Source organism: Rhizobium sp. NPDC090275 (genome assembly GCF_044772225.1).
In the GTDB taxonomy this organism is placed as follows: Bacteria; Pseudomonadota; Alphaproteobacteria; order Rhizobiales; family Rhizobiaceae; genus Rhizobium.
Map to the genome: position 1 here is coordinate 258,245 of NZ_JBIVYL010000003.1, position 22,995 is coordinate 281,239.

The following is a 22,995-nucleotide window of genomic DNA, read 5'->3' on the forward strand; positions in this document are numbered from 1 at the left end:
GTTTGTGAAAGAAGGATGCGCCGTTGAAGATCGAATGGAAATCATAGATAATGTATGAATATCATGCAAAAATGTTTGGATGACCATGGAGTGGAGCGATCTCAGGCTGTTCCTGGCCATTGCCAGGCTTGGCACCTTGGGTGCGGCGGCGCGCAGCCTTGGGCTGACGCAACCGACCATGGGCCGGCGTCTGCGCGCCCTTGAGGCAGCGCTCGGCCAGACGCTCTTCCAGCGCACGGCCGATGGCTTCGTGCTGACCGACGAAGGCGTGGCGGTCTTCGCCCATGCCGAGCGGATCGAGGAGGAGGCGCTTGCCCTGCAGCGCGAGCTCGCCGGCACCGCCAGCGACCTCACCGGCTTCCTGCGTCTCTCGTCCTCCGATTGGTTCGGCACCCATATGCTGGCGCCCGCCATCGCCGAGTTTTCGCTCGCCTATCCCAAGGTCGTCGTCGAGCTTTTGACCGATAGCCGCCTGCTCAGCCTCTCCCGGCGCGAGGCCGACCTCGTCTTCCGCATCGCGCCCTTCACGGAGCCGGAAGTGATCTCCCGCCGGCTGCTGCGCATCGAATACGGCCTCTACATCAAGCGCGGCCTGCCGCATCCGGTCGCAGGAAGCGGGGAGGGCGCACGCCTGGTCACCATGGATGAAGCCTTCGGCGGCATGCCCGATGTCTTATGGCTCCAGCGCCTGCTGCCGAAGGCGTCGATCGCGCTTCGCAGCAACAATCGCGATGTGCAGGCAACGCTCTGCGCCAACGGCGCCGGCCTCGCCGTGCTGCCGCGTCCGCTTGGCGACAGCATGGGCGCGATCGAGCGGGTCGATCTCGGCGAAACGCCGCCGGGGCGCGATACCTGGGTGGGCTACCACCGCGATATGAAGCGCATGGCGCGGCTGCGCGCGCTGCTCGATCACGTCATCGAGCGGCTGGCCAACTGACCGTCACCGCTCCCAGTAAGGCACCGGCCCATAAAGCTCGGCGAGATAATCGATGAACAGCCGCACCTTGGCCGGCAGGAACTGGCGGCTTGGGTAGACGGCCGACAGCGTCACGTTGCGCGACCCTTCATAGGCCGGCAGCACCTGCACCAGCTGGCCGGATTTCAGCTCCGCGCCGATATCCCAGGTCGAGCGCAGCGCGATGCCGAGGCCGGCAATCACCGCCTCGCGGATCACCTCGCTGGAATTGGTGGTGAGCATCCCCTCCGGCCGTATCGACAGCGCGCCCTCGGGCCCCTCAAGCCGCCAGACATCGTTATTGTGCGCCGGCAGGCAGCGATGCCGCTTGAGATCGTCGATGCTGTCAGGCGTGCCATTCGCCTTGAGATAATCCGGCGAGGCGCAGAGCACCCGGCGCACCGGGGCGAGGCGGCGGGCGACGAGGCTGGAATCGGTGAGCTCCGCGATGCGGATCGCCAGGTCGAAGCCGCCGCCGACGATGTCGCTGAACTCGTCGGAGAGCACCAGGTTGATGGCGAGATCGGGATGGGCGTCCATGAAGCGCTTCAGATGCGGCGCGATGTGCATGCGACCAAACGAGGTCGGCGCCGAGACCTTCAGCGTCCCATGCATCTGCGCCGAGCGGCCGGAAATATAGAACTCCGCCTCCTCGAGCCCGGCCAGAATGCCGAGCACCCGGTCATAAAAACCCTGGCCGGCTTCGGTCAGCGAAATCTGCCGCGTCGTGCGCTGCAAGAGCCGCGTGCCCAGCCGGTCTTCCAGCCGTTTGATGCGCTTGGAAACCACCGCCGGCGAGAAGCCGAGCGCCCGCCCGGCGAGCGACATGCTGCCCGTCGCCGCCACCTTGGCGAAGATTTCGAGATCCCCCAGATTGGTCATGTCGCCCCGATAATTTCTTATTTTGTCATAAGTGCTTAGCATTTGCGCCGAATTGGGGAAAGTGTTAAGCCCGAAGCCTTGGCAGTATGGAGGATACAGCCGGTTTCGCCTGATATGGAGAAGGGAGGAAAGGCATGTCCGACGCCATTTCGTTTCTCGCCCCGCGCGCCGATGTCATGGCGCGCCGCCGGCAGATTATTGCCGATCTCGCCGATCTCCTGCCACCGGAATGCCTGGTCTCCGAGCCGCGCGAACTCATGCCCTTCGAGACCGACGCCTTCGTCTCCTACCGCCGCATGCCGCTTGCGGTCGCGCTTCCGCGCAGCACGGCTGAAGTGGCGGCGGTGATGAAATACTGCCATCGATACGGCATCCCCGTCGTCCCGCGCGGCGCCGGTACGTCGCTCTCGGGCGGCGCCATTCCGCAAGAGGATGCTGTTGTCGTCTGCGTCTCGAAGATGAACCGCATCATCGAGATCGGCCTGTTCAATCGCGCCGCGGTCGTCGAGGCCGGCGTCACCAATCTCAACATTTCCGAAGCCGTCTCCGCCGACGGCTTCTTCTATGCGCCGGATCCGAGCTCGCAGCTTGCCTGCACCATCGGCGGCAATATCGGCATGAATTCCGGCGGCGCCCACTGTCTGAAATACGGCGTCACCACCAACAATCTGCTCGGCGTGAAAATGGTGCTGGTCGATGGCACGGTCATCGATCTCGGCGGCAAGGGGCTGGACGCCGGCGGCTATGATCTCCTCGGCCTCGTCTGCGGCCACGAGGGCCAGCTCGGCATCGTGACGGAAGCCACGGTGCGCCTGATCGCCAAGCCGGAAGGGGCCCGCCCGGTGCTTTTCGGTTTCGCGACCTCGGAGGAGGCGGGCTCCTGCGTCGCTGATATCATCGCATCCGGCATCATCCCCGTCGCCATCGAGTTCATGGACAAGCCGGCGATCGAGATCTGCGAGGCCTTCGCCAAGGCCGGCTATCCCCTTGATGTCGGCGCTTTGCTGATCGTCGAAGTCGAGGGCTCGGAAGCCGAGATGGACGACATGCTGAAGGATATCGTCGACATCGCCCGCCGTCATGGCGTCAGCACCGTGCGCGAATGCCAGTCGGCGACGGAAGCGGCATTGATCTGGAAGGGCCGCAAATCCGCCTTCGGCGCCACCGGCCGCATCGCCGATTATATCTGCATGGATGGCACCGTGCCGCTCAGCCAGCTCTCCTACGTACTGAAGAAGACCTCCGAGATCATCGAGCGTCACGGCCTGCGCGTCGCCAATGTCTTCCACGCCGGCGATGGCAACATGCACCCGCTCATCCTCTTCAACGCCAACGATCCCGAGGACGCCGCCCGCGCCGAGGCGGCCGGCATGGAGATCCTGAAGCTCTGCGTCGATGCCGGCGGCTGCCTCACCGGCGAACACGGTGTCGGCATCGAGAAGCGTGATCTGATGCGCCATCAATATTCCGATGCCGATCTCGCCCAGCAGATGGCCGTCCGCGCCGCCTTCGATCCCGGCTGGCTGCTCAATCCCTCCAAGGTCTTCCCGCTCGAAGGGCGCCAACCCGCATGATCGAGCTATGCCCAGGTACAGAGGAAGAGGCCGCCGAGATCATCCGCGCCCATGCGCAGGCGGGCACGCCGCTTGCCGTCGCAGGCGGCAACACCCGCTCCGGTTTCGGCAATGCTGTCACAGCCGAACACCGCCTGCGCTCGACCGCGCTCTCGGGCATCGTCGCCTATAACCCCGGCGAGATGGTGCTCACCGCCCGCGCCGGAACACCGCTTGCCGAAATCGAGGCGGCGTTGGCTAAGAGCGGTCAGACCATGGCCTTCGAGCCGATGGATCACCGCCCCCTCATGGGCACATCCGGCGAGCCGACCATCGGCGGGGTCTTCGCGGCCAATGTCTCCGGCCCGCGCCGTCTGATATCAGGTGCCGCCCGCGACAGCCTGCTCGGCGTCCGCTTCGTCAATGGACGTGGCGAGGCCATCAAGGCCGGCGGTCGGGTGATGAAGAACGTCACGGGTCTCGATCTTGTCAAGCTGATGGCCGGCTCGCACGGCACGCTCGGCCTCATCACCGAGGTCACCTTCCGCGTGCCGCCGAGGCCGAAGTCGGAAGCGACGATCGTGATCTCGGGCCTCAACGACGCCGAGGCAGCCAACGCCATGGCCGCCGCAATGGCCATGCCGGTCGAGGTCTCAGGCGCCGCCCACCTGCCCATGACCGTCGCCTGGAGCTTTCTCGGCAATCGTCTGCCCGAGGGCGAGGCGACCGTGCTGCGCATCGAAGGTCTGCCGGCCTCCGTTGCGACGAGAGCCGAGAAACTGGCCGCCGCCATGTCCGCCTTCGGCCCGGTCGCGCGCCTCGGTGAGGACGACAGCGCCACCCTCTGGCGCGAGATCCGCGACGTGAAACCCTACGCCGACGGCGGCCCGCGCCCGGTCTGGCGTGTCTCGGTCGCGCCGTCGATCGGCCATCAGCTGGTCGCGGCGCTGAGGCTAGAGACCGGCGTCGACGCCTTCTACGACTGGCAGGGCGGTCTCGTCTGGATGCGCATGGAAGCGGACGCCGAAGCGAACCTGCTGCGACGTTTCATGCACGCACTCGGCGGCGGCCACGCTACACTGATGCGCGCGCCTGATGCGATGCGCGCGGCGACACCGGCGTTTGAGCCCCAGGTCGATGCCGTGGCGCTGCTGTCGGCGCGGGTGAAGGAGAAGTTCGATCCGGCGGGGATTTTCAGTCCGGGGAAGATGGGGGGATAGTGATGGTGTGGTCTCCAGCTATGTGCGGGAAGAACCCCTCCCCAACCCCTCCCCACAAGGGGGAGGGGCTTGCTGGGCGCGACGTCCTTGCCAGAGATCGCGACCATTCAACACCCGCTAGCGAGAGAATGAAGCAGGACGGCCCCCCTAGGTTAGCCCCTCTCCCTTGTGGGGAGGGGTTGGGGAGGGGTTTGTTCCGCCCCGCGACGCGCACGACAACAGGGGCCCGTTAGCCTGACATGCAAACCAACTTCACCCCCGCCCAGCTAGCTGATCCCCATGTCGCCGCCTCCGAGCAGATCCTGCGCAAATGCGTCCATTGCGGCTTCTGCACCGCCACCTGTCCCACCTATGTCACGCTCGGCAACGAGCTCGACAGTCCGCGCGGTCGCATCTATCTCATCAAGGACATGCTGGAAAACGACCGCCCGGCCGACACGGAGGTGGTCACCCATATCGACCGCTGTCTCTCCTGCCTCGCCTGCGTGACGACCTGTCCCTCCGGCGTCGATTACATGCACCTCGTCGATCACGCCCGCGCCCATATCGAAAAGACCTACAAGCGCCCCTTCATGAACCGGCTGACGCGCGGCATCTTGGCCGCCGTCCTGCCCTATCCCGGCCGCTTCCGCATGGCGCTTCGACTGGCCCGCCTCGGCAGGCCGCTGGAAGCCCTCTTTCGTCGCCATCAGGCTCTCAAACCCTTCGCCGCCATGCTGGCGCTCGCCCCGCGCAGCCTGCCCGCACCCTCCCATCTGGCAACGCCGGCAATTCACACGGCGGAGCAGGGCGAGCAGCGAGGCCGCGTGGCGATCCTCACCGGCTGCGCCCAACAGGTGCTCGACCCCGCCATCAACGCGGCGACAATCCGGCTTCTCACCCGCCTCGGCGTCGAGGTCGTGGTGCCCAAGGGGGAAGTCTGCTGCGGCTCGCTGGTCCATCACATGGGCCGCGAGGAACAGGCGCTGGCAAGCGCCCGCGCCAATGTCGATGTCTGGACCCGCGAGATCGAGGAGGGCGGGCTCGATGCGATCATCATCACCGCGTCCGGCTGCGGCACGACGATCAAGGATTACGGCCACATGCTGCGGCTCGATCCAGCCTACGCCGAAAAGGCCGCCCGCGTTTCCGCGCTTGCCCGCGATGTCACCGAATACCTGGCGACGCTCGATCTGCCCTCGCACATGCCGAGGGGGCTGACGGTCGCTTATCACTCCGCCTGCTCGATGCAGCACGGCCAGAAGATCACCATGGCGCCGAAGCAGCTGTTGAAGGCGGCGGGTTTTACCGTGCGCGATCCGGCCGAAGGTCACCTCTGTTGCGGCTCGGCAGGCACCTACAACATCATGCAGCCGGATATTTCCGACGCGCTGAAGGCCCGCAAGGTGAAGAATATCGAGGCGACGAAACCCGATATCATCGCGACTGGCAATATCGGCTGCATCACCCAGATCGCGTCCGCCACCGCGATCCCCATATTGCACACGGTCGAGCTGCTCGACTGGGCCTATGGCGGCGAGAGGCCGGAGAAATTGAAGGCCAGCCAAGTTGACGGTCAACAAAATTAGCGGCCAGAAAAATTTAAGGGTTTCGGGCTAGCCTGACGCGGCCGGATCGTCCGGCGGCATTTGGAGCTCAAGCATGCATCGTTTCATCCTGGCGTTCACCGCTCTTGTTGGCGCCACCGAAGTCGCACACGCCGACAGCCGTTTCTTCTGTTCCGCCGACGACAAGAATGTGCGCTTCACTGTCGAAAGCGGCTTCAAGGCGGAGAACGGGCACGTGCTCAATCACTTCCGCGGTGCGCTCATTCTGAAGAACGAAACCGCGCCGCAGCCGCTGGGCCGGATCGATCTCGATTCCGACAGCCTGACGAACCACTGGTCGCATGCCGGCGAGCTCAGGCTTGAGGTTCTTTATGATGGTGGGAAAGCGGCGGGTGGCCAGACGGCCAATCTGATCGTGTCGGCCGAGCAGCGCAACAATGCCAAGGCCTTTGCCGGCACCTACGAACTCGCGATCGAGGGCGGTACGGCGCCGCAGGCCTTCAATGGCAAGGTCAGCTGCGGATCGAAATAGGCGGCCGGAATTCCAGCCGCCCTTCTTTTCATGACATGAGGCCTTAGCCGCCGAAGATCGTTCTCAGAACGTCGATGCCGCGGTCGTCGAAGGCGACGTTGCCCTGCTTGTTGCCGGGACCGACGACGATCACCTTGGTGCCGACGGGAACGCGGTCGTAGAGATCGGCAACGTCGTCATTGACCATGCGGATGCAGCCGGAAGACAGGTTGAGGCCGATCGTCCAGGGCTGGTTGGTGCCGTGGATACGGAAAATCGTGTCGCGGCCGCCCTGGTAGAGATACATGGCGCGGGCACCGAGCGGATTGTCCGGGCCACCCGGCTGGACGGCCGGCAGGTTGTGGCCGGCGCGGGCCTCGCGGGCGCGCATTTCGGCCGGCGGCGTCCAGGTCGGCCATTCAGCCTTGCGGCCGATCTTCACCACGCCCGACCAGCCGAAGCCTTCGCGGCCGACACCGATGCCGTAGCGCGTGGCCTTGTTGCGGCCTTCGACGAGGTAGAGATACTTGTTGACCGTATCGACGATCACGGTGCCCGGCGCTTCATTGGTGATGAGGCGGACGACGCGCTTCTTGTATTGCGGCTTGACCTGCTGGCTGTGCTTGACGCCACGAACGGCGTCTGTCGCCGTCATCACGGGCTCGGCGCTGGCAACGGCCACCATACCCGACATCGCAACGGCAACGGCCGCCACGAGCAGAGACACTTTCTTCATTTCGATTTCCCTCTCAAGGCACGATCGCCGGCAAAGCTAACGGAATCGACCGGGATTTCAAGCTGGAAACCCTGAAAATGCGGGGGTAAGCGGCAAGGTGTGTCCTTGCCGCCATAAGAAAATTCAGATCACGATGACCCGCGTGCCCACTTTGACACGCTCGTAAAGGTCGACGACGTCCTCGTTGCGCAGGCGGATACAGCCCGAGGAAACGGCGCTTCCGATCGTCCACGGGGCATTGGTGCCGTGGATGCGATAGAGCGTGGAACCGAGATACATGGCGCGGGCGCCGAGCGGATTTTCCGGTCCGCCATCCATGCGCGCCGGGAGATAATGGCCCTTCGCCGCCTCGCGGCTGATCATTTCCGACGGCGGTGTCCAGTCCGGCCACTCGGACTTGCGGGTCACCTTGTGAACGCCGGCCCACTCGAAGCCCGGCTTGCCGACGCCCACGCCATAGCGACGCGCCTTGCCGTTTGCCATGACCAGATAGAGGAAGCGGTTGTTGGTATCGATGACGATGGTGCCGGGCGCTTCCTTGGTCTGGTAGTCGACCATCTGCGGCAGGAACTGCGGCTCGATCTGGCCGCGGATCACGGGGACGCCGGGATTGATCGCCGAGACCTGCTGTGCTGCCGGCGCGCGACGAACGGCGCGCGGCGCAAACAGCCCGCGCTGCTGCTGCACGATGACGGGGCGCTGGTAGACGACGGGGCGAACATTGCCACCGCTGAGCTGCATGATCCACGGTGCCGCGAGATCAGGGCTCAGCACGACTGGCGGACGGGAAACGTAACGGTCGTCGCCAAGGGCGGCCGTGGAAAAGACGCCGAGCAGGGCTGCGGCGAGCAAAACGGATTTCATCATCGGACGAACTCTCTACAATGGCCGAAAATGGACGGGCGGCATCCGCCACCTGCCGATCATGCTGCCACCGCGCTCGCCAGCGAATGGTAAACCCGCGTTCACTAAAAGCCGAACTGGCCCATAAACTTTTCGTCAGGGTTATCGTTCGGTTTGGAAACAGGGTTTGCAAATGGTAAAGCCGGATTCGCAGCCGCTGAAACGAATGGAACGTGATGAGCGAGACAGGCATTACAATCGGTGAGGACGGCAAGAGCCGCTGTCATTGGCACGGCAACCTACCGGATTATCTGCGCTATCACGACGAGGAATGGGGCAGGCCGGTCGTGAACGACATCCGCCTGTTCGAGAAGATCTGCCTCGAAGGCTTCCAGTCCGGCCTCTCCTGGCTCACGATCCTGCGCAAGCGCGAGAATTTCCGCGCTGCCTTCGCCGGTTTCGATTTCGAGAAGGTGGCGCTGTTTACGGATGAGGATGTCGAGCGTTGCGTGGCCGATGCCGGCATCATCCGCCACCGCGGCAAGATCGTTTCGACGATCAACAACGCCAAGCGCGCGATAGAGCTGCGCGACGAGTTCGGCTCGCTGGCGCATTATTTCTGGAGCTATGAGCCCGGTCACAACGAACGCCCCAAGGTGGTCGATCGCGCCACGATCATGGCGAACCCCACGACGCCCACCTCGGTCGCCATATCCAAGAATTTGAAGAAGCGCGGCTGGACCTTTGTCGGCCCGACCACAGTTTACGCATTCATGCAGGCAATGGGTCTCGTCAACGATCATCTCGAAGGCTGCTACTGCCGTCCCGAAGTAGAGGCGATGCGCGACGCATTGGTACGTCCATGAAAAAACTGAAACTGATGGCAATGGCGATCGCCGTAATCGCGATCGCGCCCGCCGCTATGGCGCAGACGCCCGAGCTGCAGCGCGGCGAAAGGCTGGAAAAGCTGCAGTTTCCGGCGGCAACGATGGAGCTGAAGGGCTGGACGAAATTCGGCAATGGCAAGGTCTACACCTTGCCCGTCAAGGCCGGCCAGCATGTGAAAATCGATTTCTCGACGAAGAGCCAGTTCGCTTTCCTCGCGATCTTCGATCTCGCGGCCCCCGACGACGAGGCGATCTTCGGCACCGATGAGGACGGGCAGACCTTCCAGACCACGGTCAAGCAGGACGCCACCTGGCTGCTTCGCCCCTATTATTCCAAGGCCTCTCCAAGACGCGGCCTCGGCGCCCCCTACAGCATTCTCGTGGAACCGCAGGCAGCCTCGGCCGCGCCGGCAACACCCGCGCCGGCCCCCACCGACGACAGCAAGCCGTCGCCGCTCTTCCCGTCCCGCAAGTAAGCGGAGCTTCGTTTAACCGAGGCTGTCGATCACGCCGCGCAATTCGCCGAGCCGTTCGATCTTGCGAAAGCGCGGCGCCTCCGTCGGCTCCTCGACATGCTCGAGCACCCAGGTCAGTTCGTGCGGCACGAACACGCCGTAGCTACCGGCGGCGATTGCCGGCACGATGTCCGATTTCAGCGAGTTCCCCACCATCATCGCCCGCTCCGGCCCGCCGCCGATCTTGGAAAAGATGCGGCGATAGGTAACCGCCGTCTTGTCGGAAACGATCTCGACGGCATGGAAGAAATCGCCAAGGCCGGACTGCGCCAGCTTGCGCTCCTGGTCGAACAGGTCGCCCTTGGTGATCAGCACGAGCAGGTAATGCTCGGAAAGCGCCGCCAGCGTCTCGCGCACTTCGGGCAGCGTCTCGACCGGATGCGAGAGAAGATCCCGCCCGGTATCGAGGATTTGCGCGATCACCGAGGCCGGCACGTTGCCTTCGGTAATCTCGATCGCGGTCTCGATCATCGACAGCGTGAAGCCTTTGATGCCAAAGCCGTAATGCTGAAGATTACGCTTCTCGGCGGCCAGCAGCCGGTCCGAAACCACCGTACCCTCGGCATAGTCCGAGAGCAGTTCGGTGAAGTGCGTTTCCGTCAGCCGGTAGAATTGCTCGTTCTGCCACAGCGTGTCGTCGGCATCGAAGCCGATCGTGGTCAGCGTGCGGGTCGTCATGGGCGCACCCTCTCGTTCACTCAAAAACAATTAGGAGCCTCGCGCCTTCGCCGCAAGGGATGGCGTCACTGATAGACGATGGCGCCGATGAAGCGCGGGCGTGAAAAGGCGGTTTCCGCGAACGTCATGCTGCCGAAGCCCATGATGCTGGTCATCGCCGTGTAGCTGGCCGCGCCCTCGACATAGATCACCGAGTCGCCGTCCGTCAGCTGCGGCAGCGTCGAGCTGCTCAGAACCTGCGCCTTCAACAGGCCGGCCGTACCGCTCTCCTTCGTCCAATCCAGCTTGTAGACGCCGGCGGTCTTCTTGATGCTGGAGATCCGGAGCGCGATCGGGGCCGTGCTGTTCTGCTGCAGATGCGTGAAGACGCTGTAGAGGTTGGACACGAAGGTATTGTCGATCGAGGTCTGGCGCGAAATCACGTCGGCGACGATACCGTTGGCCTGCACGATATTCTGATAGGTCCGGTACATGTCGAACACCGTGATGCTCGCCAGGAAGAAGAACAACAGGATCGGCGCGAGAAGGGCGAATTCGATTGCGGATGCGCCGGAGCGCTCGCGGATCAGGCGGGAAAAGGCGTGCTTCAACATCAGGTCGGCTCGTTGACGAAGGCAAAGCTGGAGGTCAGCTGGATGGCGCCGGTGTTGTCCTTCGGGAAACTCAGGCCGAAGCCGAGCCCTGGCACCAGCGGATCGACGACATAGCAGGCGCGGGTGAAGATGATCTGCGACGGCTGGCCGGAATTGTAGCTGGTGACGGGATCGATGGCGACGGACCGGTCGACGCAGGGCGTGCCCGTCGTCGGGAAGTCGGACGCCTTGGTCACCGGCGTGAACTCGATGCGGATCGACTTGACGCAATCGCTGAGGATCACGGCTTCCTTGCACACCGAAGCCTTGAAGTCGGCATAGCTCATCTTGGCGCCGTTGATCTGCAGCGCGCGCGAGCTGCGGCTGACGGCGCGGTCGAGCATGATCGACTGCGTCATGATGAAGCCAGCCTCGAAGATCGAGAAGATGACGGCAAAGACGATCGGCGCCAGGATGGCGAACTCGATCGCCGCCGCGCCCTTGGTGTCGCCGAAAAGCTGGCGCGCGCTACTGAACAAACCAATTCTCATTACTGCGTCAGTCTCAGTTTGCGGATCGATGTCGAGATCGACTTGAATGCGTCGCCGATGCCGGAGCCGGAGGCCTGGTAGAAGTGGGCGGAGCTCGTCGCGCAGTTCTTCATGGCGTTGATCGCGGTGGTGTCGCTGCCGAGCTCGAAGCCGATGGTGAAGATGGTGATGCCCTTGCCCTTGGCGGTCGTGCAGATATTGCTCAGGTAGGTCGCCGTGTTGCCCGACATCGTGTAGTTGCTCGGGCTGAGATCCGGAGAGCGCTTGTAGTCGTTCGGGCGGAATTGCGCGGTGATCACACCATCCGTCATCAAGACGAGCACCTTCATCGTATCGGCATCGCTGAAGCTGGAGGGGCGGTTGGAGAACTTCGAGGACATTTGCCCGCTCGCGATCGCCGCCTGCACGATGCTCGATGAAGCTGGGTTGAGCAGCATATATCCCCACTGCATGGCGTTCTGCGTGCCGGTCCCGTCATAGAGCTGCAAAGCGCTCAGTCGGGCTTTCAGATAGGTCGCGTCGTTGGAGAAATAGGTGATCGCGTCTTCCTCGCCGGGACACCACCACCATCTCTTTTCCTTGTCCGTCGTGTTGTAGTTCCAGTTCGTGAAGATCGGCAGGTTCGACCGTGCCTTGAAGCTCGGGATCGCATCGCTGCCAAAGCCCGCATTGTCGAGCTCGAAGCATGACCCCTTGTAGTTCGGATCCTTGGTCGGCTGCGACTGGCCAGTCAGGCGGGAGCCGCCGAGCTTGTCGAACACCGCGGAACCCACGTTGACGTGGCCGGCATAAGGCACGACGCTGATCGTCGTATAGTCCTTGGTGTCGTCGGTCAGGATCTGGTCGATGAACTGTTGCGAGGCGATCTTCAGGTTCTTGATCTTGCTTCCCACCATCGAGCCCGACATGTCGAGCATCAGCGACAGCTCGATATTCTGCTTGGCCTCCTCGGCGCTTGACGCCGTCTTGATCGTCAACGTCTTGACGCCCGCCAGATGCATGAAGGCGGTGTTGATCGTGTAGGAGGCGTTGGCCGAGATCTTGCGCGAGTTCATCGCCGTCGCCTCGGAAAAGTCGATGGCCACGTCAGCACCGTAGGGGAGATTGTTCATATAGCTTTTGAGAACATCGGCGGTCTTCTGCTTCTGCGACAGCGACGCCGCTGCGAGCACGCCGCGGTCGAGCCCGTCCTGCATTTCCACGCGCACCGCTTCATAGCGCGCGAGATCGACCCCGGCGCCACCGGCCAAGACCATTGGCACGAAAAGCAGCGCGACGATCATCGCCACATTGCCGCGCTTGTTGCGCAGCAGTGAACTCACAAGCTGAACCAAGGATGTCATGATTGCCCCCGCATCTGCGAGGATTGTTTAGGTGGGTATCAATTAGAATTTTATGAATCCGCTCGGAAAGTGCTGTAAATACAATCACTAAGAGCGAGAATTGTTGGGTGCAATCACGGTTGCGCGCCAATGAGTTGCGAGCGACCTATGTTGACGCAACCCCTGCGTATCGCATGAGCCGCTGAAACCGTGCACGCGCAACTTATGTCTGATGGGTTCATGCCTGCGGCAGGCGCCGCCACCCCAGCGCCGCGCCGCCCAAAAATCATAGAACCGGGATCATTCCCTCCGCCGGCTTCATGGCGGTCCTCACAAGGAAACGTTTGACCATGCGTTACAACCAGCTTGGAAATACCGGCCTGTTCGTCTCAGAAATCTGCCTGGGCACCATGACCTTCGGCGCCGCCGACGACAAAAGCCCCTGGGGCGCCATCGCCGATGTCGACCAGAAGGCGGCCGACGCGATCGTCGAACGGTCGCTCTCGGCAGGCGTCAATTTCATCGATACCGCCGACGTCTATTCCTTCGGCGACTCCGAGAAGCTGCTCGGCCAGTCGCTGAAGAACCTCGGCGTCGCCCGCAAGGATGTCGTCATCGCCACCAAGGTCTATGGTGCGATGGGCGACAAGCCGAACGATCGCGGCGCCTCGCGCGGCCACATCATGGATTCCGTCGAAAAGAGCCTCGAGCGCCTGCAGACCGATCACATCGATCTCTACCAGATCCACGGCACCGACAGCGTAACCCCGATCGACGAGACGCTGCGCGCGATGGACGATCTCGTCTCGCGCGGCCTTGTCCGCTATGTCGGCGTCTCCAATTGGCAGGCCTGGCGTATTGCCAAGGCGCTTGGGATTTCGGAGCGTCGCGGCTTCGCCCGCTTCGAGACCGTGCAGGCCTATTACTCCATTGCCGGCCGTGATCTTGAGCGCGACATCGTGCCGATGATGAACGAGGAAAAGGTTGGCCTGATGGTCTGGTCGCCGCTCGCCGGCGGCTTGCTCTCGGGCAAATACGGCCCCGGCGCGCCGGGTAACGGCGAAGGCCGTCGCGCTGCCTTCGACTTCCCGCCTGTCGACAAGGACCGCGCCTGGGCCTGCGTCGCCGTGATGCGCGAGATCGCCGAAAAGCACGGCGCAAGCGTCGCCACCGTGGCGCTCGCCTATGTGCTTGCGAAGCCCTTCGTCACGACTGTCATTATCGGCGCCAAGCGCATCGAACAGCTCGACCAGAACCTCGCGGCCGTCGGACTGAAACTCGATGCAGACGACCTCAAGAAGCTGGACGAGGTCAGCGAACTCGCCCCCGAATATCCCGGCTGGATGCTCTCCCGCCAGGGTGCCGGCCGCCGCCCCGCGCCGTTCGAACCGAAGGCCTAAGCGCCTAGTGAAAGACTGGACGCCGAGGCAAAGCCGGCGTCCAGTCTATCGTCGGATAGTTCGCCTACTTGGCGTGCGCCTTCAGCCAGGCCTGCATCTCTGTGATCTCGGCTTCCTGCGCCTTGATCACGCCCTCCGCCAGCTTGCGCATCTCGGGATCCTTCCCGTATTGCAGCTCCACCTTGGCCATGTCGATCGCCCCCTGGTGATGGGCGATCATTCCGCGCACGAAGTCGATATCGGCGTCGCCGCTATATTCGATCATCATGTCCTTGTGCATCTTGTTGTTGGCCTCGGAAAAGGCATGGCTTGACGGGCTGTGGTCGCCCATCGGCATGCTCATGTCCATATCCATCGGCTTGTCTTCCGCGCCGGCCGGAAGAGCTATGAACGAGAGGCCGGCGATGAGACCAGTGGCGAGAGCGAGTAGTTTCAGAGACATGGGATTTCCTTCCTCAGTCTGGCAATGAAAGTCCGATGCGGCTGATCGTGCCGCGTTTCTCAGGGTCTTGATTGTCAGCCCAGCCGGGGAGGGGGGGCCTGTGGCGCCGGCCGCGCGCCGGGAAAAGCAAGCGCGATTGCCGGCGAGGGATAGGAAAACACCTGCTTGCCATCGGCATGAACGATCACGTCGACCGGCACGACCAGACAGGCGGAACAGAGCGGCATATGCCCCATGCTGCCGGCGGCACACGGGTTCTTCGCCGGCACTGAGCCCTTGACGGCATCGCCCATCTCCATATCTGGCATATGATGGTGCGGCTTGCCGGCAGCCATATCGACAGCGGCGGGCTGGCTCATCGACGCGCACATTGGACACCCCGCCCACGCGAACATCGTTCCGTAGGTTAGCCACGCCAGCATCATCGTCGCGATAGAGAAAAGCCGCATCGGTCAAACATAAGCAAGCGCGCCACCGCTGCCAAGACATCGCGCGGCGCTAATCGAGCTTGGCGGCCTTGCGTAACGCATCGTTGATCCGCCCCTGCCACCCCTTGCCGGTCGCCTTGAACGCATCGATCACATCGGGGTCGAGCCTCAACGATATCTGCCGCTTCGGGCTCTCCACCGCCGGCCGCCCGCGCGAACGCCGGATGCTCTCGGCAAACTCGGGGAAAACCTCGGCAAAGGGCCGCGCCTTCTTGAAGTCCTCTTCGGTCCATTCGGGGTTGTCGCTGACCTCATCCCAGTCGTCCTTGGTGTAACCGCGGCCTTCCTTGAAATCGATCTGCAACTCAGTCTTCTTCGGCGTCATCCAGCAGCCTCCTCTCGCTTTTGCGCGCCGGGCGCATCGAGATAACGGAAATGCCCTCCGAGCCCAGCACCGCGAACACGACGGCGATCGAGCCATCCGCAAAGCGCCCGATCGCGATCAAGCGCCCGCGCTTGGCCGGCCGCAATATGGCGCCGAGAAAGAACACTTCGTCGAGATCGGCGAAGTCGAGCCCATGCTTGTCGAGGTTGGCAAGCCGTTTCGGCTCATCCCAAACGATCTTCATCGATACGATATCGCAAAATAAAAGTGATACAATAAATCTTTGATTGCATCACGATATCTTGCAATTCACCAGGCCGCAATCACCTGATGGATCACCTGGTAATCCGGGCTTTCCTCGCCTATCGGCACCACCGGCCAAGCCCACGCCGCCCGCGCGTCCGGCACCGCGACCCCGTGCATCAGGTCGGCCTCTTCATGGGTCTTTCCGTTGCGATCGATCACCGCATAGGAGACATCGGTGACAAGGCAGCTCTTGAACGGCATGCGCGACAGGCCGGAAAGATGCGCTGCGATCAGCTGTTCCACCGTACCCTCAGGCATCCGCTCCCGCTCGGCCTCGAACCGCCGCTGCGCCCCACGCCCGATCTGCGAGAGCAGATTGGCCGAAACCACGAGATCGAGATAGGGCACATTGCGCAGGAACCCCAGCGGCTCCGGCTGTTCGCCGGCAGCAAGCGCGTCATAGCCCGAGAGATCGCGCTCGATCAGCCGGACATTGCGATAAGCCTTGCGGCGCATCTTCATCCTCACCGTCGCGACATGAACGAGATCGATCAGAACGACAGTATCGAAGCTGGCCGCCAGCTCCTTGATCGGCACGTCGCGCAGCAAGCCGGACCCCAGCACCACGGCCGTCCGCCGCTGCTTGCAGCCCGCTATCGCCGCAAGGATCGCCCGCCTCGTATTCGTTTCATGCTCCGCCCATTGCCGGCTGCAACGGTTGGCGCGCGACCAGAGATTGACGGAGTAGCGGATGTATTTGCGGTGCGGCTTGCTGGTGAAGGGGAGAGTGGCGGCGTAGAGGAGGGCTTCTGCGATCACTATGTTGCTTTCAGCGATAAATGTCCCGGCGATGGCCGATTTCGACCACGAGCACGATTAGCTTCTGGTCCTGAATATCGCAGATGATGCGGTAGTCGCCGACCTCATAGCGCCAATAGCTGCCAAGTGCATGGCCCTTCAAGGCCTTGCCGAGGTCGCGCGGACTTTCGTGAGTGACAAGGCGCTCGTCCAAGAATTGCCGGATACGCCTGCGAATGACCGGATCGAGCTTCCTGGTGTATTTCTGGACGGAGATCGTGTACTCAATCGTCCATGCCACGCCAGAACTCCTCGGAGCTTATGACCTGGTCTTCTCCCTTGCGAATGCGCTCCATTGCCGCCTCGGCGAGCGCGATGTCGTGCAGATCCTCGAGGTGTTGTCCGATCACGTCGCGCACATAGGCGTCCGGCGCAGCGCCCGCTTCGGCCGCATATTCCTCGACGAGCTTCATCATCTCATCCGGCATTTCGATCGTGACGCGCTTGTTCATGGCGATGATCCCTTCAGGTGATGGAGATATACCATCGGATCGCACACTTCGCCAGACGCCGACACTTGCCGCATCCGGCCCTTTCCGCTAGGAAACCGCCACTGTCACACTGAGCGGAAGACGTTGGAAATGAACGACAAGCAGAAGAAACCACAAAAGCTCAAGGCCAGACTTCCCCGCGGCTTCGTCGATCGTTCGGCGGCCGATATTCGCGCCGTCAATGAGATGACCGCGAAGATCCGCGAAGTCTATGAGCATTATGGTTTCGATCCTGTCGAAACGCCGCTCTTCGAATACACCGATGCGCTAGGCAAGTTCCTGCCCGATGCCGATCGTCCGAACGAAGGCGTCTTTTCGCTGCAGGATGACGACGAGCAGTGGATGTCGCTGCGCTACGACCTGACGGCGCCGCTCGCCCGCCATGTCGCGGAGAGCTTCAACGACATCCAGCTGCCCTACCGCACCTACCGCGCCGGCTATGTGTTCCGCAACGAAAAGCCCGGCCCCGGCCGCTTCCGCCAGTTCATGCAGTTCGACGCCGACACGGTCGGCGCACCCGGCGTGCAGGCCGATGCCGAGATGTGCATGATGATGGCCGATACGCTGGAAGCCCTCGGCATCAAGCGCGGCGACTATGTTATCCGCGTCAACAACCGGAAGGTTCTCGACGGCGTTCTGGAAGCGATCGGTCTCGGCGGCGACGACAAGGCCGCCCAGCGTTTGAACGTGCTGCGCGCCATCGACAAGCTCGACAAATTCGGCCCCGAGGGCGTGGCCCTCCTGCTCGGCCCCGGCCGCAAGGACGAGTCGGGCGATTTCACCAAGGGTGCCGGGCTCGACCAGGGTCAGATCGACAAGGTTCTCTTCTTCGTCGGCATCAAGGACTACGCCGAAAGCGCCGCCCAGTTGGCGGAACTCGTCGCGGGCACCTCGAAGGGTGCTGAAGGTGTCGAGGAACTGAACCTGATCGGCGGTCTCGTCACCGGCGCCGGCTATCAGTCAGACCGCATCAAAATCGACCCCTCCGTCGTCCGCGGCCTCGAATACTACACCGGCCCGGTCTACGAAGCCGAGCTTCTGTTCGACGTCACCAACGAAAAGGGCGAAAAGGTCGTCTTCGGCTCCGTCGGCGGTGGCGGTCGTTATGATGGTCTGGTTTCCCGCTTCATGGGCCAGCCGGTTCCGGCCACGGGCTTCTCCATCGGCGTCTCGCGCCTGATGACGGCGCTGAAGAACCTCGGCAAGCTCGGCCAGAGCGAAGTCGTCGAACCCGTCCTCGTCACCGTCATGGATGGCGATGTAGAGGCCATGGGCCGCTACCAGCGCATCACGCAGGAACTGCGTGCGGCAGGCATCCGCGCCGAAATGTACCAGGGCAACTGGAAGAAGTTCGGCAACCAGCTGAAATACGCCGACCGCAGAGGCTGCCCCGTCGCCATCATCCAGGGTGGCGATGAGCGTGCCGAGGGCGTCGTGCAGATCAAGGATCTGATCGAGGGCAAGCGCCTCTCGGGCGAGATCGAGGACAACGCCTCGTGGCGCGAAGCCCGTGTCGCGCAGGAGACCGTCAAGGAGGCCGATCTGGTCGCCAAGGTGAAGGAAATCCTGGCGGCGCAGGCGGAAGATCGCAAGCGAGCCTCTGATGTTTGAGCGGGGAATACCCCCCTCTGTCCTGCCGGACATCTCCCCCACAAGGGGGGAGATCGGCCAGGTTCATCCGCTCGCTCCACATTCACTGTTTGGCGCAAGCCGCGCAACACATCGATCTCCCCCCTTGTGGGGGAGATGTCCGGCAGGACAGAGGGGGGTAACCCCGGAGACACCAACCCCATGCCCCTGATCAACCTCCCAGCTTTCTGCGAAGACCTGCTCGCCGAATTCGCCGCCCGCCGCACCGAGCGTGTCGACACCCCGGTCATCCAACCGGCCGAGCCGTTCCTCGACATCGCCGGCGAAGACCTTCGCCGCCGCATCTTCATGACCGAGAGCGAAACCGGCGCCAGCCTGTGTCTGCGCCCGGAATTCACCATTCCCGTCTGCCTGCGCCATATCGAAAGCGCCATGGGCACGCCGAAGCGTTACGCCTATCTCGGCGAGGTCTTCCGCCAGCGCCGCGAAGGCGGCAACGAGTTCTATCAGGCAGGCATCGAGGATCTCGGCGATATCAACATCCCGAGCGCCGACGCCCGCGCCATCGGCGATGCGGCCGGCGTGCTGTCGCGCCTGCTGCCGGGCAAGAAACTGGCCGTCACGCTTGGCGATCAGGCCGTCTTCGAAGCCGTCGTCCAAGCGCTCGGCCTGCCGCTCGGCTGGCAGAAGCGGCTGATCCATGCCTTTGGCGACACCACCCATCTCGAAGCGCTGCTCGCCAGCCTCGTCAGCCCGCAATTCGTCACCGGCCTCAGCGATGATATCGCCCGCCTCCTTGGCGCCGACGACGAAGAGGCGCTGGTCGCCCATATCGACGCCACCATGCAGGCGACGGGCTATTCCACCAATGCCAGCCGCTCGCCGCAGGATATCGCCCGCAGGCTGAAGGAAAAGCTGATCCTGTCGGAGACCCGGCTCGATGACGCGGCGTTCCTTGTGCTCCAAGAGTTCCTGTCGCTCAACGTGCCGCTGATCAATGCCTCGGCGGCACTCTCCGGCTTCGCCGATGCCGCCGGCCTCAAGCTCGGCAACGCCCTGTCGCGCTTCGATGGCCGCGTCGCGGCACTCGCCAATGCCGGCGTCGATCTCTCGTTGATCGATTATCGCGCCGCTTTCGGCCGCCCGCTGGACTACTACACCGGCCTCGTCTTCGAGATCGGCGTCGAGGGCTCCGATGCCGTGCTTGCCGGTGGCGGCCGCTTCGACAAGCTGATGACCCTGCTCGGCGCCAAGGAGCGCATCCCGGCCGTCGGCTTCTCGCTGTGGCTGGATCGCATCGAAACGGAAAGGGCCGCCTGATGACTATCACCATCGCGCTGCCCTCCAAGGGCCGGATGAAGGACGATGCCTCGGCCATCTTTGAGAAGGCCGGCATGAAGATCACGGCTGTCGGCAACGACCGCTCCTATCGCGGCCGTGTCGAAGGCTGGGACGATGTCGAGGTCGCCTTCCTCTCGGCCTCCGAGATCTCGAAGGAGCTCGGCAACGGCACCGTCGATTTCGGCGTCACCGGTGAAGACCTGATCCGCGAAGGCCTGGCGGAAGCCGACAAGCGCGTCGAATTCTGCGCCCGCCTCGGCTTCGGCCACGCGGATGTCATCGTCGCCGTGCCGGAGATCTGGCTCGATGTCGACAGCATGGCCGATCTCGGCGATGTCGCCACCGATTTCCGTGCCCGCCACGGCCGCCGTTTGACGATCGCCACCAAATACTGGCGGCTGACGCAGCAGTTCTTCTCGCGCCAGCACGGCATCCAGCTCTATCGCATCGTCGAGAGCCTAGGCGCTACCGAGGGAGCACCGGCATCGGGCTCGGCCGATATCATCGTCGATATCACCTCGACGGGCTCGACGCTGCGCGCCAATCACCTGAAGATCCTGTCGGATGGCGTCATCCTGCGCTCCGAGGCCTGCCTGGTGCGCGCCCGCAAGCAAAGCCATGTCGACGAGCCTTCCGTTGCGCGCCTGATCGAAGCCGTCCGCGCCGCACTCTGATATCTATCGTCGTACCAATCACGAAAAAGCCCGCCGCCAGATGACCTGACGGCGGGCTTTTCATGCTTGGGAGGCTTACGCGGTGCCGATTATGCAGCGACCGGCAGGGCGCCACGGCGGGCGTCGATCGAGTAGAGGCCCGGGCCAAAGGTCGCGAGCAGGATGTAGGCGCCAGCCAGCGTGAAGTTCTTCATCAGCATGATGCCGTTGAGAGCGTTGATCCAGCCGAGAGCGGCATCCGGCCAGCCGGGAACGGCAACGGTGCCGGAGTGGAAGACGAGACCGGTGAAGACGCAGAATGCGGCCAGCGCCCAGCCGACGATCTTCGTCTGGAAGCCGACGAGAACGGCAAGACCGGTGACGAGTTCGAACAGGCCGGCGAGGTAGGCAAGGGCGGTGGCTGCAGGCAGGCCGGCGCCGGTGATCATGCCGGCGGTGCTTGCCGGGTCGGTCAGCTTGCCGAAGCCCGAGTAGATGAAGATGAAGGAGAGGAGGATGCGGGCGACGAGAATGACAATGTTCTGGGTATTCGACATGGAACTGTCTCCGGTTGAATGTGTTGAGACCGGTGTGCCCCCGGCACGGTTGTCGATCTCGTATGAACCGTTTCTCCTCCTTTTTGGTCGTCATGGAAAGATAGACGGGAGCGGACAGTTCGTTCAGCAATAGTGAACGACAATCATGTATCATGTCGGCTTGCCATGGCGCCGCGCGCTCTTCTATGGTCGGTCAGCGACCCGCAAATGGAGACTTCAGATGGCAGACCTTTCCGCATTCCCGATCACCAAACGCTGGCCGGCGAGCAACCCCGATATCATCCAGCTCTATTCGCTGCCGACGCCGAACGGCGTGAAAGTCTCGATCGCGCTTGAGGAGCTCGCTCTGCCCTATGAGCCTCATCTGATCTCGTTTGGGACCAACGACCAGAAATCTCCGGAGTTCATGTCGCTCAATCCGAATGGCCGCATTCCGGCGATCATCGATCCCAATGGCCCTGATGGAAAGCCGATCGGCCTGTTCGAATCCGGAGCGATCCTCGTCTATCTCGCCGAAAAGACCGGCAAGCTCATCCCAGCGGATGCTGCCGGTCGCTACGAAACGCTCCAGTGGGTATTCTTCCAGATGGGCGGCATCGGGCCGATGTTCGGCCAGTTCGGCCACTTCCACAAGTTCGCCGCCGATAAGGTCGCCAACAATTCCTATCCGGTGGAGCGTTATCGTAACGAGTCCAAGCGCCTCCTCGGCGTTCTGGAAGAGCGCCTGCAGGGCCGCCAGTGGATCATGGGTGACACCTATAGCATCGCCGATATCACCACGTTCCCGTGGGTGCGCGGCGCCGATGTCTTTTATGGTGGCCGCGAGCTCCTGGAATACGACAAATTCCCGGCGGTTATGGACTGGCTCAAGCGCTGCATCGCGCGTCCGGCCAGCGAAAAGGGCCTGAATATCCCCGCCCGCCCGGCCTGAGCCCTCGCCGCAAACGCCGTGCCCATACGTCAAAAGCCGGCCCACTGGGCCGGCTTTTTCCGTGACAACAGTAAGTTTTACTGGCGGCGAATGGCGGCCTTGTTCGTGTCAGCTTCGATGCGTGGGAAGATGAACATGCCGATCATGCTGCCATTGCCTTCTTCTTCGTAGCCGTTCGATTCACCCATGCAGAACAGCGGCTGGCGGTAGCCGTTTGGCATGATGATCGTGGTCGAAAAACAGAAGGACGAGGATAGCGCCGCGGCCTGTTCGAAAATCTGAACGATGCGGCCGCGATCTTTCGGATCATAACAGCGCATCAGGCTGAGCAAGCCGCATTCGGGTACGCTCAGGCCATGAAGCCGGGCGCTGCGTTCCTGAAGGCGGATCACGCCGCTGGAAAAGTCGCCGACCCAGCTTTCCGATATCGAGAGCTGAGCAAGCATGTCGGGATTGTTGTCGTTGAGTTCCAGCGATCCGCGCATCAGCGGTGCGGATGCGTTGGTTTTTGTTATTTTAAACACATTGTTCCCCAGTTTGGGCGCAGCGTTCTCCCGTGCTGCACACCCGGCAAACATCACAGATTCAGTCGACGCCGGGCTTCATGCTCGGTGGCCGGAAAATAGCGTTTCGAGCGGTCGCTCCGTAAGTTGAGCCCACTCTGCCCAGCCTTTCCAAAATATGCAACTTCTAATTTAATTCAGGATAAGAAACTCGGTCCATGCGTCAATGCAATTCTGAGCGGTGTTGGCGATGCAGCGACAAGTGCGCCTGAACCAAGCGCCGAACACAGCGCGAATCTATAAGTTTTTTTGCAGAAACGGCAACGGTTTTTAACACGCAGACGGATCCTCGCACCCAGTCATCACCGACCAGAAATAGCGGAAAGGTTGATAAAAAC

General features: G+C 62.7%; 28 protein-coding genes. 12 read left to right on the top strand and 16 right to left on the bottom strand.

What is annotated here, in order from left to right:
- Positions 1–85 precede the first annotated feature (85 nt).
- Entirely contained in the window at positions 86–937 is an 852-nt protein-coding gene (locus tag ACIQUB_RS09185; RefSeq protein WP_113238534.1) for a LysR family transcriptional regulator, read from the top strand.
- Between the two features lie 3 nt (positions 938–940).
- Here ACIQUB_RS09185 and ACIQUB_RS09190 read toward each other — a convergent pair whose 3' ends face one another.
- Positions 941–1,837: a LysR family transcriptional regulator gene (locus tag ACIQUB_RS09190; RefSeq protein WP_113238528.1), complete on the bottom strand. Its 897-nt coding sequence runs from the start codon at positions 1,835–1,837 to the stop codon at positions 941–943.
- Between the two features lie 134 nt (positions 1,838–1,971).
- On the opposite strand from ACIQUB_RS09190, the gene ACIQUB_RS09195 reads away from it, so the two are divergent.
- The 4 genes from ACIQUB_RS09195 (at position 1,972) to ACIQUB_RS09210 (ending at position 6,689) form a co-directional block, all read left to right on the top strand.
- Complete coding sequence (locus ACIQUB_RS09195; protein WP_402929292.1) at positions 1,972–3,411, top strand: FAD-binding oxidoreductase; 1,440 nt, start codon at positions 1,972–1,974, stop codon at positions 3,409–3,411.
- Complete coding sequence (locus ACIQUB_RS09200) at positions 3,408–4,610, top strand: FAD-binding protein (protein WP_113238530.1); 1,203 nt, start codon at positions 3,408–3,410, stop codon at positions 4,608–4,610. Before ACIQUB_RS09195 ends, ACIQUB_RS09200 begins: the two co-directional genes overlap by 4 nt.
- Positions 4,611–4,849: 239 nt before the next feature.
- Positions 4,850–6,178 (top strand): glycolate oxidase subunit GlcF, encoded by a 1,329-nt coding sequence (glcF, locus tag ACIQUB_RS09205; RefSeq protein WP_113239233.1) that lies wholly within the window; start codon positions 4,850–4,852, stop codon positions 6,176–6,178.
- Positions 6,179–6,251: 73 nt separating this feature from the next.
- The gene (locus ACIQUB_RS09210) at positions 6,252–6,689 is read left to right on the top strand and encodes a hypothetical protein (RefSeq protein ID WP_113239232.1); all 438 of its coding nucleotides are present in this window, start codon (positions 6,252–6,254) and stop codon (positions 6,687–6,689) included.
- 43 nt (positions 6,690–6,732) lie between these two features.
- On the opposite strand, the gene ACIQUB_RS09215 is transcribed toward ACIQUB_RS09210, so the two are convergent.
- Both ACIQUB_RS09215 and ACIQUB_RS09220 read right to left on the bottom strand, forming a co-directional pair.
- A complete protein-coding gene (locus ACIQUB_RS09215; protein ID WP_111561781.1) occupies positions 6,733–7,404 on the bottom strand; it encodes a L,D-transpeptidase in 672 nt (223 codons plus the stop codon).
- Positions 7,405–7,527: 123 nt separating this feature from the next.
- Positions 7,528–8,271 carry a L,D-transpeptidase gene (locus ACIQUB_RS09220; protein ID WP_111561782.1) on the bottom strand — a complete coding sequence of 248 codons (744 nt, stop codon included), beginning with the start codon at positions 8,269–8,271 and terminating at the stop codon, positions 7,528–7,530.
- 212 nt (positions 8,272–8,483) lie between these two features.
- Between ACIQUB_RS09220 and ACIQUB_RS09225 the strand changes: the two genes are divergently transcribed.
- Both ACIQUB_RS09225 and ACIQUB_RS09230 read left to right on the top strand, forming a co-directional pair.
- On the top strand, positions 8,484–9,113 hold the full coding sequence (locus tag ACIQUB_RS09225) for a DNA-3-methyladenine glycosylase I (RefSeq protein WP_018898551.1): 630 nt from the start codon (positions 8,484–8,486) through the stop codon (positions 9,111–9,113).
- Positions 9,110–9,610 (top strand): hypothetical protein, encoded by a 501-nt coding sequence (locus tag ACIQUB_RS09230; protein ID WP_402929295.1) that lies wholly within the window; start codon positions 9,110–9,112, stop codon positions 9,608–9,610. The genes ACIQUB_RS09225 and ACIQUB_RS09230 overlap by 4 nt, the downstream gene beginning before the upstream one ends.
- A gap of 12 nt (positions 9,611–9,622) precedes the next feature.
- Here the strand turns inward: ACIQUB_RS09230 and ACIQUB_RS09235 are convergent, their stop codons facing one another.
- The 4 genes from ACIQUB_RS09235 to ACIQUB_RS09250 form a co-directional block, all read right to left on the bottom strand.
- Positions 9,623–10,327: an HAD family hydrolase gene (locus tag ACIQUB_RS09235; RefSeq protein ID WP_113239231.1), complete on the bottom strand. Its 705-nt coding sequence runs from the start codon at positions 10,325–10,327 to the stop codon at positions 9,623–9,625.
- A gap of 65 nt (positions 10,328–10,392) precedes the next feature.
- Positions 10,393–10,920: a TadE/TadG family type IV pilus assembly protein gene (locus tag ACIQUB_RS09240; RefSeq protein WP_112944574.1), complete on the bottom strand. Its 528-nt coding sequence runs from the start codon at positions 10,918–10,920 to the stop codon at positions 10,393–10,395.
- Entirely contained in the window at positions 10,920–11,438 is a 519-nt protein-coding gene (locus ACIQUB_RS09245) for a TadE/TadG family type IV pilus assembly protein (RefSeq protein ID WP_162737596.1), read from the bottom strand. Before ACIQUB_RS09245 ends, ACIQUB_RS09240 begins: the two co-directional genes overlap by 1 nt.
- An 11-nt stretch (positions 11,439–11,449) precedes the next feature.
- Positions 11,450–12,793, bottom strand: coding sequence for a TadE/TadG family type IV pilus assembly protein (locus ACIQUB_RS09250; RefSeq protein WP_113239229.1), 1,344 nt, complete (start codon positions 12,791–12,793; stop codon positions 11,450–11,452).
- 329 nt (positions 12,794–13,122) lie between these two features.
- On the opposite strand from ACIQUB_RS09250, the gene ACIQUB_RS09255 reads away from it, so the two are divergent.
- Complete coding sequence (locus tag ACIQUB_RS09255; protein WP_113239228.1) at positions 13,123–14,172, top strand: aldo/keto reductase; 1,050 nt, start codon at positions 13,123–13,125, stop codon at positions 14,170–14,172.
- A gap of 64 nt (positions 14,173–14,236) precedes the next feature.
- Here ACIQUB_RS09255 and ACIQUB_RS09260 read toward each other — a convergent pair whose 3' ends face one another.
- The 7 genes from ACIQUB_RS09260 to ACIQUB_RS09290 all read right to left on the bottom strand — a co-directional run bounded on the left by ACIQUB_RS09260 (position 14,237) and on the right by ACIQUB_RS09290 (position 16,983).
- Positions 14,237–14,614, bottom strand: coding sequence for a DUF305 domain-containing protein (locus ACIQUB_RS09260; RefSeq protein WP_113239227.1), 378 nt, complete (start codon positions 14,612–14,614; stop codon positions 14,237–14,239).
- Positions 14,615–14,688: 74 nt separating this feature from the next.
- Positions 14,689–14,973 carry a hypothetical protein gene (locus tag ACIQUB_RS09265; RefSeq protein WP_402929300.1) on the bottom strand — a complete coding sequence of 95 codons (285 nt, stop codon included), beginning with the start codon at positions 14,971–14,973 and terminating at the stop codon, positions 14,689–14,691.
- 139 nt (positions 14,974–15,112) lie between these two features.
- On the bottom strand, positions 15,113–15,427 hold the full coding sequence (locus ACIQUB_RS09270) for a BrnA antitoxin family protein (RefSeq protein WP_113239225.1): 315 nt from the start codon (positions 15,425–15,427) through the stop codon (positions 15,113–15,115).
- Positions 15,408–15,671, bottom strand: a complete 264-nt coding sequence (locus ACIQUB_RS09275) for a BrnT family toxin (RefSeq protein WP_113239224.1) — start codon at positions 15,669–15,671, stop codon at positions 15,408–15,410. Before ACIQUB_RS09275 ends, ACIQUB_RS09270 begins: the two co-directional genes overlap by 20 nt.
- Before the next feature lie 65 nt (positions 15,672–15,736).
- Positions 15,737–16,492 (bottom strand): hypothetical protein, encoded by a 756-nt coding sequence (locus ACIQUB_RS09280; protein ID WP_113239223.1) that lies wholly within the window; start codon positions 16,490–16,492, stop codon positions 15,737–15,739.
- Between the two features lie 10 nt (positions 16,493–16,502).
- On the bottom strand, positions 16,503–16,772 hold the full coding sequence (locus ACIQUB_RS09285; protein ID WP_113239222.1) for a type II toxin-antitoxin system RelE/ParE family toxin: 270 nt from the start codon (positions 16,770–16,772) through the stop codon (positions 16,503–16,505).
- Positions 16,756–16,983 (bottom strand): DUF6290 family protein, encoded by a 228-nt coding sequence (locus tag ACIQUB_RS09290; protein ID WP_402929302.1) that lies wholly within the window; start codon positions 16,981–16,983, stop codon positions 16,756–16,758. The genes ACIQUB_RS09285 and ACIQUB_RS09290 overlap by 17 nt, the downstream gene beginning before the upstream one ends.
- A gap of 129 nt (positions 16,984–17,112) precedes the next feature.
- Between ACIQUB_RS09290 and hisS the strand changes: the two genes are divergently transcribed.
- From hisS to hisG, 3 genes are all read left to right on the top strand, one after another.
- Complete coding sequence (hisS, locus tag ACIQUB_RS09295) at positions 17,113–18,633, top strand: histidine--tRNA ligase (RefSeq protein WP_113239221.1); 1,521 nt, start codon at positions 17,113–17,115, stop codon at positions 18,631–18,633.
- A 180-nt stretch (positions 18,634–18,813) separates the two neighbouring features.
- Positions 18,814–19,932: an ATP phosphoribosyltransferase regulatory subunit gene (locus tag ACIQUB_RS09300; protein ID WP_113238637.1), complete on the top strand. Its 1,119-nt coding sequence runs from the start codon at positions 18,814–18,816 to the stop codon at positions 19,930–19,932.
- The gene (gene hisG, locus ACIQUB_RS09305; protein WP_113238638.1) at positions 19,932–20,627 is read left to right on the top strand and encodes an ATP phosphoribosyltransferase; all 696 of its coding nucleotides are present in this window, start codon (positions 19,932–19,934) and stop codon (positions 20,625–20,627) included. The genes ACIQUB_RS09300 and hisG overlap by 1 nt, the downstream gene beginning before the upstream one ends.
- A gap of 89 nt (positions 20,628–20,716) precedes the next feature.
- Here the strand turns inward: hisG and ACIQUB_RS09310 are convergent, their stop codons facing one another.
- A complete protein-coding gene (locus ACIQUB_RS09310; RefSeq protein WP_113238639.1) occupies positions 20,717–21,163 on the bottom strand; it encodes a DoxX family protein in 447 nt (148 codons plus the stop codon).
- 220 nt (positions 21,164–21,383) lie between these two features.
- Between ACIQUB_RS09310 and ACIQUB_RS09315 the strand changes: the two genes are divergently transcribed.
- Positions 21,384–22,094, top strand: coding sequence for a glutathione binding-like protein (locus ACIQUB_RS09315; RefSeq protein WP_113238640.1), 711 nt, complete (start codon positions 21,384–21,386; stop codon positions 22,092–22,094).
- 77 nt (positions 22,095–22,171) lie between these two features.
- Here ACIQUB_RS09315 and ACIQUB_RS09320 read toward each other — a convergent pair whose 3' ends face one another.
- Positions 22,172–22,618: a hypothetical protein gene (locus tag ACIQUB_RS09320; protein WP_026283015.1), complete on the bottom strand. Its 447-nt coding sequence runs from the start codon at positions 22,616–22,618 to the stop codon at positions 22,172–22,174.
- Positions 22,619–22,995: the final 377 nt, after the last annotated feature.

Coding starts and splice junctions, on each gene's coding strand:
- ACIQUB_RS09230 (WP_402929295.1), top strand. CDS start 9,110: ATGAAAAAACTGAAACTGATGGCAATGGCGATCGCCGTAATCGCGATC.
- ACIQUB_RS09190 (WP_113238528.1), bottom strand. CDS start 1,837: ATGACCAATCTGGGGGATCTCGAAATCTTCGCCAAGGTGGCGGCGACG.
- ACIQUB_RS09265 (WP_402929300.1), bottom strand. CDS start 14,973: ATGAGCCAGCCCGCCGCTGTCGATATGGCTGCCGGCAAGCCGCACCAT.
- ACIQUB_RS09185 (WP_113238534.1), top strand. CDS start 86: ATGGAGTGGAGCGATCTCAGGCTGTTCCTGGCCATTGCCAGGCTTGGC.
- glcF (WP_113239233.1), top strand. CDS start 4,850: ATGCAAACCAACTTCACCCCCGCCCAGCTAGCTGATCCCCATGTCGCC.
- ACIQUB_RS09220 (WP_111561782.1), bottom strand. CDS start 8,271: ATGATGAAATCCGTTTTGCTCGCCGCAGCCCTGCTCGGCGTCTTTTCC.
- ACIQUB_RS09300 (WP_113238637.1), top strand. CDS start 18,814: ATGCCCCTGATCAACCTCCCAGCTTTCTGCGAAGACCTGCTCGCCGAA.
- ACIQUB_RS09310 (WP_113238639.1), bottom strand. CDS start 21,163: ATGTCGAATACCCAGAACATTGTCATTCTCGTCGCCCGCATCCTCCTC.
- hisS (WP_113239221.1), top strand. CDS start 17,113: ATGAACGACAAGCAGAAGAAACCACAAAAGCTCAAGGCCAGACTTCCC.
- ACIQUB_RS09260 (WP_113239227.1), bottom strand. CDS start 14,614: ATGTCTCTGAAACTACTCGCTCTCGCCACTGGTCTCATCGCCGGCCTC.
- ACIQUB_RS09275 (WP_113239224.1), bottom strand. CDS start 15,671: ATGAAGATCGTTTGGGATGAGCCGAAACGGCTTGCCAACCTCGACAAG.
- ACIQUB_RS09315 (WP_113238640.1), top strand. CDS start 21,384: ATGGCAGACCTTTCCGCATTCCCGATCACCAAACGCTGGCCGGCGAGC.
- ACIQUB_RS09240 (WP_112944574.1), bottom strand. CDS start 10,920: ATGTTGAAGCACGCCTTTTCCCGCCTGATCCGCGAGCGCTCCGGCGCA.
- ACIQUB_RS09235 (WP_113239231.1), bottom strand. CDS start 10,327: ATGACGACCCGCACGCTGACCACGATCGGCTTCGATGCCGACGACACG.
- ACIQUB_RS09195 (WP_402929292.1), top strand. CDS start 1,972: ATGTCCGACGCCATTTCGTTTCTCGCCCCGCGCGCCGATGTCATGGCG.
- ACIQUB_RS09270 (WP_113239225.1), bottom strand. CDS start 15,427: ATGACGCCGAAGAAGACTGAGTTGCAGATCGATTTCAAGGAAGGCCGC.
- ACIQUB_RS09255 (WP_113239228.1), top strand. CDS start 13,123: ATGCGTTACAACCAGCTTGGAAATACCGGCCTGTTCGTCTCAGAAATC.
- ACIQUB_RS09200 (WP_113238530.1), top strand. CDS start 3,408: ATGATCGAGCTATGCCCAGGTACAGAGGAAGAGGCCGCCGAGATCATC.
- ACIQUB_RS09250 (WP_113239229.1), bottom strand. CDS start 12,793: ATGACATCCTTGGTTCAGCTTGTGAGTTCACTGCTGCGCAACAAGCGC.
- ACIQUB_RS09225 (WP_018898551.1), top strand. CDS start 8,484: ATGAGCGAGACAGGCATTACAATCGGTGAGGACGGCAAGAGCCGCTGT.
- ACIQUB_RS09290 (WP_402929302.1), bottom strand. CDS start 16,983: ATGAACAAGCGCGTCACGATCGAAATGCCGGATGAGATGATGAAGCTC.
- ACIQUB_RS09210 (WP_113239232.1), top strand. CDS start 6,252: ATGCATCGTTTCATCCTGGCGTTCACCGCTCTTGTTGGCGCCACCGAA.
- ACIQUB_RS09215 (WP_111561781.1), bottom strand. CDS start 7,404: ATGAAGAAAGTGTCTCTGCTCGTGGCGGCCGTTGCCGTTGCGATGTCG.
- hisG (WP_113238638.1), top strand. CDS start 19,932: ATGACTATCACCATCGCGCTGCCCTCCAAGGGCCGGATGAAGGACGAT.